This is a genomic window from Argonema antarcticum A004/B2, from assembly GCF_023333585.1.
In the GTDB taxonomy this organism is placed as follows: domain Bacteria; phylum Cyanobacteriota; class Cyanobacteriia; order Cyanobacteriales; family Aerosakkonemataceae; genus Argonema; species Argonema antarcticum.
In genome coordinates, this window is record NZ_JAIQZN010000207.1 from 1 (window position 1) to 2,843 (window position 2,843).

A 2,843-nucleotide genomic window follows, 5' to 3' on the forward strand; every position below is an offset into this window, starting at 1 on the left:
AATTCCTCTCCCACTCCCCCACTCCCCCACTCTCCCACTCCCGCTAAACATACAAATTAAATGCGTAGCAGCTTATAACATCGCATTAAATGTTAGGTAGGGCTACAGCAGAATTGCTGAGTTCCCTTTTGGCAGCTTGGGCTAGAACACAAATCGTCTCGAAATCGGGAGCCGAGTTTGGGCTCTCCATGCCGAGCCACAAAAGATACTCTATATTACCAGCAGGGCCGGTGATTGGCGACCAGGTTAAGCCGCGATATTGCCAGCCAATTTTTTGGGCTGCTGTGTATACTTGCGCGATCGCACCCGCTTGGTCGTCAGTATCGCGCACAACGCCCTTTTTGCCAACCCGCGATCGCCCGACTTCAAACTGCGGTTTCACGAGCAATATTGTCTCACGGGGAGCCTGAAGCAGCTGCCATAAGGCAGGCAGGATTTTTGTCAAGGAAATGAACGAAACATCAACTACGCCCAAATCGGGAAGTTCTGCATCGCCATAAAGCTCATCTGGGGTGAGATATCGCAGGTTAGTGCGTTCCCGCAGAATCACTCGCGGATCGTTCCGCAAACCCCAGTCTACCTGTCCGTAGCCCACATCAATACCGTAAACCAGTTTTGCCCCAGATTGCAGCAGACAGTCGCTAAAGCCGCCTGTGGATATGCCGCCATCAAGGCAAATGCGCCCTTCAACTTTAATGGTAAAGATTTGTAGTGCTTTGGCTAGTTTTTCGCCGCCTCTGGAAACGTAGGGCGATCGCTCTTTGATCTGAATCTGCGCCGATATCTCGACTTCGGTTCCCGGTTTGTCGATGAGCTGCTGATTCACCCGCACTTCCCCAGCACGAATCAGCCGCTGCGCCAACTGCCTAGAGGAGCATAAGTTGAGTTCTACCAACAAAGTATCCAGTCGTTGTTTTGTCATCGTTTCATCAAATTGTAGAGATTTATGCAGTTAATGCACACAAATATGGCTAAAACTGTCGCGTATGTAACAATTGTCTTAGATATCTGAGAACCCAGCGGCCTAGTTTCCGCAGTCGAGAGCTACCTATGTTAGAAACTAAACTGACAACCTGCGCCAATCTACTGTACCAATGGCTTTTACCGCGAACTTCTGGCGGAGGCAAATTTACGGTAGATTTACAAGATTTTCAAGCATGGACGGCGGAGTATCGGGACAAACCATTTAGCGATCGCGAAATTGTCGAAGCACTCAGACAGTTAAAGGAACTTCAGCTAATTACCGTTAGTAGAACCGAAGTAACTCTGGAAGTAAAACCAGAGAATAATCTATTTTTCAACACAGAACGACCCACAGAAAAGAGCGCAAGGCCCGATCGACTCATGCAGTTACTGCGAATTATTTCAGGCTCTTTCTTTTTCGGGTTAATTTCGATTACCTTTAGTTTAATTTTAGTACAGATACAACCGCAAGTTTTATCCACACCTAACCAATGGAGTGTTTTCGGTGAAAGCAATAGTATAGGTAGGGACTAGGGGCTAGAAAAGTCAAAAGTCAAAAGTCAAAAGTCAAAAGTCAAAAGAAGATTTAATTAGCTGTGCTACTACAGCATATTTGACACAAAAGAACCGAATTATACCTCTTACTCCCCCCTCTCTTCCTCCCCCCTCTCCGTTGCGGAGAGGGGGGTTGGGGGGGTGAGGTTCAATCCTGCTGCAATATCAGATCTAATCCTCGATTCAGGATTTCCTCTTTGTTAACCAATTCCTCTAATTCTTCCGGTTCGTAACGTCCTTCTGCCACTTCTAGTGAAGCTTCGTTAATAGCTTGTGAATAAGCTTCTTCCAATGCAAGGCGTAATTCTTCTGGCGTCAAGTAAGAACCACCCGCCTTACGTCGCTTATTCTTTTTCTGGATTTGTTGAACTGAATTTCGGATCGAAACTTCCCATGAGCGAGTTGTGCGGTTTTCTGCCTGTTTTTTAATCAGATGTAGGAGCAGAATAATACCATAGCTGCTAATATTATTAATTTTGTCATCTTTGCTCATTTCTTCCAGTTCTTCAACAATTGCTAAGGAACCTTTGAGATCGCCTTTGAGTAGAAGTTCTTTGAGATCGAGTATTTCTTCCATAGCAGGCTTTTCCGAATTCGGATATTTGTATTGTAGCTGAAAGCGAAGATGAATAGTATAGCTAGGGCTTGACGAAGTAAGGGATTATGAACCAGAAGTAAGAGTTGGAGTTGCCCTAACCGACTTTCGTCGGTTGCTATAAAATAAAAGCTAAGGCCCGATCGATAATTTCCTGTTTGTTAACCAATTTCTCTAATTCTTCAGGTTCGTAATGTCCTTCTTCCACTTCTAGTGAAGCCTCGTCAATAGCGTTCAGATAGGCTTCTTCTATAGCTTCCAATAACTCTTCTGGAGTTAAGTAATAACCTCCAGCTTTCCGGCGCTTATTTTCCCTCTGAATTTCTCGAATAGAATTGCGAATTGAGACTTCCCAAGAACGAGTGGTGCGATTTTCTACTTGTTGTTTAATCAGATGTAACAGCAGAATTACGGCATAGCTACGAATCGCCTTGATTATATCTTTTTTGCTCATTTCTTCAAGTTCTTCAACAATTGCCAATGAACCTTTGATGTCACCTTTTAGCAGTAGATTTTTGAGTTCTAGTATTTCTTCCATAGCGGTTTTTGCAAAGGCGAATATTTTTTATATAGCAACCGCCTTGGCGGTTAAGGCATTCTTAATTTCTGAAACCCTTGATAATAAACCTTTCTTACCCTAGCCCCTAGTCCCTAGCTAAGCTGCTACGCATTTAATTTGTATGTTTAGCGGGAGTGGGAGAGTGGGGGAGTGGGGGAGTGGGAGAGGAAT

At 44.5% G+C, this 2,843-nt stretch carries 4 protein-coding genes; 1 reads left to right on the top strand and 3 read right to left on the bottom strand.

Features of this window, described 5'->3' with window-relative positions; genetic code table 11:
- Positions 1 to 85: 85 nt before the first annotated feature.
- Positions 86 to 922, bottom strand: a complete 837-nt coding sequence (locus tag LAY57_RS35250; RefSeq protein ID WP_249072095.1) for a TlyA family RNA methyltransferase — start codon at positions 920 to 922, stop codon at positions 86 to 88.
- 128 nt (positions 923 to 1,050) lie between these two features.
- On the opposite strand from LAY57_RS35250, the gene LAY57_RS35255 reads away from it, so the two are divergent.
- Complete coding sequence (locus LAY57_RS35255; RefSeq protein WP_249072097.1) at positions 1,051 to 1,497, top strand: hypothetical protein; 447 nt, start codon at positions 1,051 to 1,053, stop codon at positions 1,495 to 1,497.
- Positions 1,498 to 1,666: 169 nt separating this feature from the next.
- On the opposite strand, the gene LAY57_RS35260 is transcribed toward LAY57_RS35255, so the two are convergent.
- On the bottom strand, positions 1,667 to 2,095 hold the full coding sequence (locus tag LAY57_RS35260) for a DUF29 family protein (protein WP_249072099.1): 429 nt from the start codon (positions 2,093 to 2,095) through the stop codon (positions 1,667 to 1,669).
- A 136-nt stretch (positions 2,096 to 2,231) separates the two neighbouring features.
- Entirely contained in the window at positions 2,232 to 2,651 is a 420-nt protein-coding gene (locus tag LAY57_RS35265; RefSeq protein WP_249072101.1) for a DUF29 family protein, read from the bottom strand.
- Positions 2,652 to 2,843 lie beyond the last annotated feature (192 nt).

Coding starts and splice junctions, on each gene's coding strand:
- LAY57_RS35260 (WP_249072099.1), bottom strand. CDS start 2,095: ATGGAAGAAATACTCGATCTCAAAGAACTTCTACTCAAAGGCGATCTC.
- LAY57_RS35255 (WP_249072097.1), top strand. CDS start 1,051: ATGTTAGAAACTAAACTGACAACCTGCGCCAATCTACTGTACCAATGG.
- LAY57_RS35265 (WP_249072101.1), bottom strand. CDS start 2,651: ATGGAAGAAATACTAGAACTCAAAAATCTACTGCTAAAAGGTGACATC.
- LAY57_RS35250 (WP_249072095.1), bottom strand. CDS start 922: ATGACAAAACAACGACTGGATACTTTGTTGGTAGAACTCAACTTATGC.